Annotated in this window: 8 protein-coding genes; 5 read left to right on the top strand and 3 right to left on the bottom strand. The window is 72.5% G+C overall.

From position 1 onward, the window contains the following. Positions 1-1250: serine hydrolase domain-containing protein (locus Q1N79_RS21575; RefSeq protein ID WP_367185127.1), on the top strand; the 1250-nt coding region annotated here is incomplete at its 5' end. Further along, the gene (locus Q1N79_RS21570) at positions 1247-1678 is read left to right on the top strand and encodes a VOC family protein (protein WP_300611715.1); all 432 of its coding nucleotides are present in this window, start codon (positions 1247-1249) and stop codon (positions 1676-1678) included. The genes Q1N79_RS21575 and Q1N79_RS21570, both read left to right, overlap by 4 nt. A 361-nt stretch (positions 1679-2039) precedes the next feature. Here Q1N79_RS21570 and Q1N79_RS21565 read toward each other — a convergent pair whose 3' ends face one another. After that, positions 2040-3044, bottom strand: coding sequence for an IS30 family transposase (locus Q1N79_RS21565; protein WP_300611717.1), 1005 nt, complete (start codon positions 3042-3044; stop codon positions 2040-2042). Between the two features lie 187 nt (positions 3045-3231). Further along, positions 3232-4086, bottom strand: coding sequence for a hypothetical protein (locus tag Q1N79_RS21560; RefSeq protein WP_300611713.1), 855 nt, complete (start codon positions 4084-4086; stop codon positions 3232-3234). Positions 4087-4162: 76 nt separating this feature from the next. Between Q1N79_RS21560 and Q1N79_RS21555 the strand changes: the two genes are divergently transcribed. From Q1N79_RS21555 to Q1N79_RS21545, 3 genes are all read left to right on the top strand, one after another. Beyond that, on the top strand, positions 4163-5281 hold the full coding sequence (locus Q1N79_RS21555; protein WP_300611711.1) for a 5-methyltetrahydropteroyltriglutamate--homocysteine S-methyltransferase: 1119 nt from the start codon (positions 4163-4165) through the stop codon (positions 5279-5281). Between the two features lie 74 nt (positions 5282-5355). After that, a complete protein-coding gene (locus tag Q1N79_RS21550) occupies positions 5356-5490 on the top strand; it encodes a hypothetical protein (protein WP_300611709.1) in 135 nt (44 codons plus the stop codon). A 35-nt stretch (positions 5491-5525) separates the two neighbouring features. Next, positions 5526-6191 (top strand): hypothetical protein, encoded by a 666-nt coding sequence (locus tag Q1N79_RS21545; RefSeq protein ID WP_300611707.1) that lies wholly within the window; start codon positions 5526-5528, stop codon positions 6189-6191. A 63-nt stretch (positions 6192-6254) separates the two neighbouring features. On the opposite strand, the gene Q1N79_RS21540 is transcribed toward Q1N79_RS21545, so the two are convergent. Beyond that, positions 6255-6747 (bottom strand): HRDC domain-containing protein (locus Q1N79_RS21540; RefSeq protein WP_300611705.1); only part of this gene is annotated, 493 nt, incomplete at its 5' end.

The following is a 6747-nucleotide window of genomic DNA, read 5'->3' as shown; positions in this document are numbered from 1 at the left end:
GTGCGGTGAGCGAACTAAAGGTTGAGGTCGACCCGGCCGAGGTGGGCCTGGACGCGCAGCGACTGCGGCGGATCGACGCGCACTTCGCGCGCTACGTGGACGACGGCCGGCTGCCCGGCTGGCTGATCACGGTGAGCAGGCACGGCCGCCTCGCGCACGTGTCCTGCCACGGGTCCCGCGACGCCGAGGCGGGCCTGCCGGTCGAACCGGACACGCTGTGGCGGATCTACTCGATGAGCAAGCCGATTACCTCGGTGGCGGCGATGATCCTGTACGAGGAGGGCGCGCTCGAGCTCACCGACCCGGTCAGCAGGTTCATCCCCTCGTTCGCCGAAGTCCGGGTCTACACCGGCGGCTCGGACGTGCGGCCGGTCACCGTCCCGGCCGTCGAGCCGGTGCGGATCTGGCATCTGCTCACGCACACCGCCGGCCTCACCTACGGGTTCCACGGGGTGCACCCCATGGACGCCGTGTACCGAAAGGCGGGGTTCGACGTCCACACCAAGCCAGGGATCACCCTCGCGCAGGCGTGCGACATCTGGGCCGGCATCCCGCTGCTGTTCCAGCCGGGTGCCGAATGGAACTACTCGGTCGCCACCGACGTGCTCGGCCGCGTGGTCGAGGTCGCCTCCGGCCAGCCGCTCGACGAGTTCTTCCGGTCGCGGATCCTGGACCCGCTCGGCATGACCGACACCGGCTTCTACGCGCCGCCGGAGGACCTGCCCCGGCTCGCGGCCCTGTACGGGGCGGCGCCGGACCGCAAGCCGGCCCGGATGGACGCCCTCGGCGAGGAGGCGCGCAAGCCGCCTGCGCTGCTCAGCGGCGGCGGCGGCCTGGTCTCCACGGCCGCGGACTACCACACGTTCACCCAGCTGCTGCTGGACCGCCGGGAAAGCCCGGCAGGAGAGCTGAACGGCGTGCGGCTGCTCAGCCCCCGCACGGTGCGCTACATGGGCGAGAACCACCTGCCCGGCGGCGCTGACCTGGAGACGTTCGGCAGGGCGTTGGACCCGCAGGCGCCGTTCCGCGGCGTCGGCTTCGGCCTGGGTTTCGCGGTGGTGATCGACCCGGTGCCAGGGAAGGTCGTCCGCTCGGCAGGCGAGCTCTCGTGGGGCGGCATGGCGAGCACCGCGTTCTGGATCGACCAGGCCGAAGAGCTTACGGCCTCCTTCTACACGCAGCTGATGCCCTCAAGCGCGCACCCGATCCGCCCGCAGCTGCGGCAGCTCGTCTACCAGGCGCTGGTGTGAGCGCGTCCGGATTCCCGCAGCTGCGCCAGGTCGTGCTCGACACCACCGACGCCCGCGGGCTGGCCGAGTTCTACCGGCAGCTCCTCGGGTACGCCTACCGCCCAGGCGACGAGCCGCCAGGCCCGGGCGGCGACGACGAGCGGGGCCGCGACTGGCTGGTCCTGCGGGATCCCGCGGGCGGCAAGGCGATCGCGTTCCAGCAAGTGACGTCGCTGCGCGCGCCGACCTGGCCGGGGGACGCCGTCCCGCAGCAGCTCCACCTGGACATGACGGTCCGGGACATGACATCGCTCGACCTCCAGCACGAGCGCGCCCTGGCGCTCGGTGCCCGCCTGCTTCTCGACCGCTCCGGCGACGAGGAAGAACCCCTGCGCGTCTACGCCGACCCGTCCGGGCACCCCTTCTGCATCATGGTCGCGGACGGCTGAGCGCGCCCGGCCCCCGGCGCGGCACCATCAACCACAGCAGCAACTGGCGTCATCTTTGCACACTCCTTGCATGAACAAATCGCCCATAACGGACTCCGAAAAGGTCAGGGAGTGCTTGGTGTCAAGCGGCTAGCGCAACGGGCGGCCGGGCCAGGGAAGACATGCGGCGGCTTCGCCGCCGCTCATTTTCCGGGGTTTGCCGGGGGGTGCCCGGACTTGACAAGGGAACCCTCGCGGCGGCCCTGACCGGGCTATTGCGGGCAGGCCAGAGGGCTTGCCCGGTTCGCGGGCCAGCGTACGGGCCGCCGCCCCTTGTCAAGTCCGGGCACGGCCTGTGGCGGGAGTGCGGCGCTGTCTTCGGTCAGGCGGCGAGCAGCTGGTCGAGGGCTTCGGCAGGGGTGCGGTAGCCCAGGGCGCGGCGCGGGCGGGTGTTGAGCTTGCCGGCGATGGCGTCCAGGCCGGCCTGGGTGTGCACGGACAGGTCGGTGCCCTTAGGCAGGTAGTAGCGGATCAGCCCGTTGGTGTTCTCGCTGGTGCCGCGCTGCCAGGGGGAGTGCGGGTCAGCGAAGTAGACCTGGACGCCGGTGGCGATGGTGAAGGCGGCGTGGGCGGCCATCTCGACGCCGCGGTCCCAGGTCAGCGTGCGGCGCAGCGCGGCGGGCAGGGTCAGGATCCGGTCGGCGAGCCCGTCGGCGACCTTGTCCGCGGTCCGCCCGTCGGGCAGGGCGATGATCAGGCAGAACCGAGAGGCCCGCTCGGCCAGGGTGACGACCGCGCTCTGGCCGTTCTTGCCGATGATCAGGTCACCTTCCCAGTGCCCGGGCACTGCCCGGTCCCCGGCCTCGGCCGGCCGGTCGCTGATCGGAACGGCACCGGCGATCGGGCCTGCCTTCGGCTCGTGGCTGCGCGTGCGGCGCCGGCGGCGGCCGCAGCGCAGCGCCTGGCCGACCTCGGCGCGCAAGCTGCCCTTGCCCTGCACGAACAGCGCCTGGTAGATCGTCTCGTGGCTCACCTGCATCCCCCGGTCGCCTGGATACTCCAGCCTCAGCCGGCCCTCGACCTCCCACGGAGAATAGTCCGCGCGCAGCATCTGCACGACCTGGGCGCGCACCAGCGTGCCGGCCGCCAGCTTGCGCGGCCTGGGCCGGCGCCCCCGTTCGCGGGCCATGATGTGCGCCTGGAACGCGCGGTACCGGCGCGGCGACGGCGAGGTGTTCCGCTTCAGCTCCCGCGAGATCGTAGACGGCGCGCGCTCAAGCACCCGGGCGATCGCCCGGACCCCGCGACCCTCGTCATGCAGCCGGGCGATCTCCGCCCGCTCGGTGAATGTCAGCCGCGCCCACGACACCCGAACCTCCCAGAACAACCAGAACACGCCGAAACACCTACAAAATACGGTGTTGCGAAACATCCTGGACTTCAAGGTGTGCAAAGTCGCACTCACGGGACTCGCGGGACTCGCGGGACTCGCGGGGGGACCGCGGGGGACCGCGGGGGACGGCGGGGGGACGTAGGGGGGACGGCGGGGGGACGGCGGGGGACGGCGGGGCGGATCAGGAGGCGCCAAGCTGCGGGAACCACTGGCCGGCCGAGCCGAACAGGTAACGGTCGGTCAGGTGGTTCAGCACCCGGCGGGCCTGGTGGAACCGGCCCGCCACGTCGCCGACCACGTCCAGCCGCGCGGTCCGCACCGGGGCCGTCGCCAGCGCCGCGCGGTACCAGCGCGCGCCGAGGTATTCGAGCAGGTCAAGCGCTGGCGCGGCGGACAGCCCGTCCCGTTCGCCCGGCGGGACCCGCGCGGAGCGCAGCAGCCGGGACACGTCGATGGGGCCGAGGGCGTGCCTCGCGGAGTAGTCGGGGAAGACGCCCGCCAGGAACAGGGACACGTCGCCCAGCCTGCGGTAGATGCCCGGCCTGGACTCCTCGGGAGCCACGTCGAGCAGCCCGGCGAGCCGCACAGGATCGAGCTCGCTGAACCGCCGCGCCCGCGGCCGCCCGCCCGCGGGCCGGTACCGGCCGCTGGCGACCCTGGTGAAGGACGCGAGCAGTTCGGCGAGGAACAGCCGCCGCTGCGCCGAGCCGAGGAAGTCCCGCAGCTGCGGCGTGTCGAACACGGGGATCCGCTGCCGCGGCCCTGAGCGCTCGGGCAGGTAGTCCATGCCCGCCAGGTCGGCGACCGCGCGGTGCACCGCCACCCCGAAGGCCAGGAACGGCGACACGAACACCACCTCATCGCGGGCGCCGAACACGGCCTCGAACACCCGCGGGTCGGCAAGCAGCCCTTCGAGCAGCGCCGGATCGCCCGCCGCGGCGGCGATCGCCCGGTCGGACAGGCCCGCGGCGTCGCAGAGCAGCCGCAGGTCCGCCGCGGTCAGGTAGTCGGCATATCCAGGGGCAGTGGCGTCCATATGGCACTAATACCCGCCATCGACACCCCGCTCTCACACATGGACTTCGGCCGGCATCTGGAGAAGAGTATGGGGCATGCCAACCGACTACCACGCCGAACACGTCGGCAGCCTGCTCCGCCCGCCCTGGCTGCTTGCGGCGCGCGACGCCCACGAGCAGGGCACGCTGTCGACGCAGGAGCTGCGCGAGGCGGAGGACCGGGCCATCCTCGAGCTCATCGACCTGCAAGAGCGGGCAGGGCTGCACGTCTTCACCGACGGCGAGGCGCGGCGGGAGTCGTGGCGCGCGGGCCTGCTTGAGTCGCTCGACGGGGTGGTGCCCGCCAGCCGGACGATGCGGTGGTACCGCGACGGCAGGGAACTGGGGCCGGAGGAGACGCTCACCGACGGCGTGGCCGTGACCGCCAAGGTGTCGCGCAAGCAGGACCTCACCGGCGTGGAGGCGCGCTTCATGGCCGCGCACGCGCCGGGCGCGTTCAAGATCACGATGATCAGCGCCTCGATGGGCGGCATGGTCTGGGATCCGCGGCTGTCCGCGCAGGCGTACCCCACGCTGCCGGACCTGGTCGAGGACCTGGCCGGCCTGCAGATCGAGGAGATCGGGCAGCTGATCGACCAGGGCGTGCGCTGGATACAGCTCGACTCGCTGAGCTACAACCAGGTGATCGACCCGGCGGCGAGCGGCAGCGCGCGGGCCGGCGCCGACCCGCGCACGGTGCTGGACATGGCGATCGCCGTCGACTCGCGGATCGTCCGCGCCGTCAAGTCCATGAACCCCGACGTCACCGTCGGCATGCACATCTGCCGCGGCAACTACCGCAGCTCGTGGATCTCGCAGGGCAGCTACGAGCCGGTCGCCGAGCGGCTGTTCAGCGAGGTGCCCGTCGACAGGTTCCTGCTCGAGTACGACACGCAGCGGGCGGGCGGCTTCGAGCCGCTGCGCTTCGTCCCCCGCGGCGAAGCGGCCCCCACGGTGGTGCTCGGCCTGGTCACCACCAAGGTCCCGCAGCTGGAAGACCAGGACGAGCTCCGCCGGCGGGTCGAGGAGGCGGCCAGGTACGTGCCGCTTGAGAACCTGGCGATCAGCCCGCAGTGCGGCTTCGCCTCCGGCTCGCTCGGCAACCTGATCACGGTCGACGACGAGCGCCGCAAGCTCGACTTGGTCGCGTCCACGGCCCGCCAGGTGTGGGGATGACCCGCGGGCGGGTACAGGACTCAATGACCTGAATGAGCCGGCTGGTTGGCGCCAGCAGGGAAGAGGAGTCGAGCATGCGGCTGGGCAAGGAACAGGCGGCAGGCTATGTGGAGGATGCGGAAGCGCCTGCGGTGGCGGAGGATCTAAATCCAGATACCGAACGGGCACCGGTTGCTGAGCAGCCGCAGCCTGTCGTGGCCGCGGGCTGAGCGCCAGGGCGAGCTTGCCGAAGGGCACCCGGGCAGTGCGCACGCCAGGGCACAAAGCCGCGAGGGGCGAGCGCCCGGACCGGCCGTTCACCGGGTTCAAGCTGGCGCACGCGATGGCGTCCGCCGACGGCGCGAGCACCGCGTTCACCGGGCTGACGCTCGGGGCCGGCCGGGTGTACGGGGTCATCGCGGAGGCCTCCTGCGTATGGAACAGGCGGCACGTGACACCGCGCCGGTGGTGCGGGTGCGGCTTTTACTGCCTGCACGAGCTTGCCGACGCCAGGGCGCTCGGCTGCGCCACCGAGAACCGCTCGGCGCTGCTGCTCGAGGTCACCGCCTCCGGCCGGTATATCCGCTACGAGCGCGGACTGCGCTACAGCAGGCAGCGGGTCCTGGCGATCAGGGGCAGCTGGTGCGACTGCGGCCGTCCGGGTACCGGGCTGACCGACGCGGGCAGCGGAATCGTCGGCTGGCGGCAGCTGACCCCGGTGTGCGCGCCGTGCGCCGCGGGGCGCCCGGTGCTGCTCATGGCCGAGTTCGCCGCCCGCCTCGACGGCCCGGTGCGCGTCGAGCCCGCACCCGCCGCGGCGGCCGGGGCTGAAGGGGCGGACACGCGGACCGACGCGATCGCGGTGCTCACCGCCGAGATAGCGCTGCTGCACGCCCGGCTCGACGACCTGCAATCCCGGCTGGACCGCTGACCTCGGCGATCGAGGCGAAAGACCTCACGGTGCCCTGCCGTCGGCCCGGGATGCCACCGTCCGTCAGTCCTGGGCCGTGAGGAGCCGCAGGATCTGCTCGCCGTACCTGGCGAGCTTGGCCTCGCCCACCCCGCTGATCTCGGACAGCTCGGCCAGCGTCGCCGGGGCGACGGCGGCGATCTGGCGCAGCGTCGCGTCGTGGAAGACGACGTAGGCGGGCACGCCCTGCTCCTTCGCGCACGTGCCGCGCCAGGCGCGCAGCCGCTCGAAGACCGCGGCGTCCGCGGTCGACAGGTCGCCGGCCTCCAGCCGCGCCCCCGCCGCCGTCGCGGCGGCGGCGCCCTGCCTGGCGGCACGCTCCGCCTTCGGCACCGGCACGTCGCGGCGCAGCAGCACCTGCCGCTGCCCCCGCAGCACCTCGCCGCTGTCCTCGGTGAGCGCCAGCGTCTGGAACTCCCCCTGCACCGTGAGCAGCCCCTGCGCCAGCAGCTGGCGGACGACCCCGCGCCACTGCGCCTCGCGCAGCTCGGTGCCGATCCCGAACACGGAAAGCTCG

The sequence above is a fragment of the Trebonia sp. genome, from assembly GCF_030042015.1.
Taxonomy (GTDB): Bacteria; Actinomycetota; Actinomycetes; order Streptosporangiales; family Streptosporangiaceae; genus Trebonia.
Note: the sequence above shows the minus strand (reverse complement) of the source record. Positions and strands in the feature narration are given on the sequence as shown.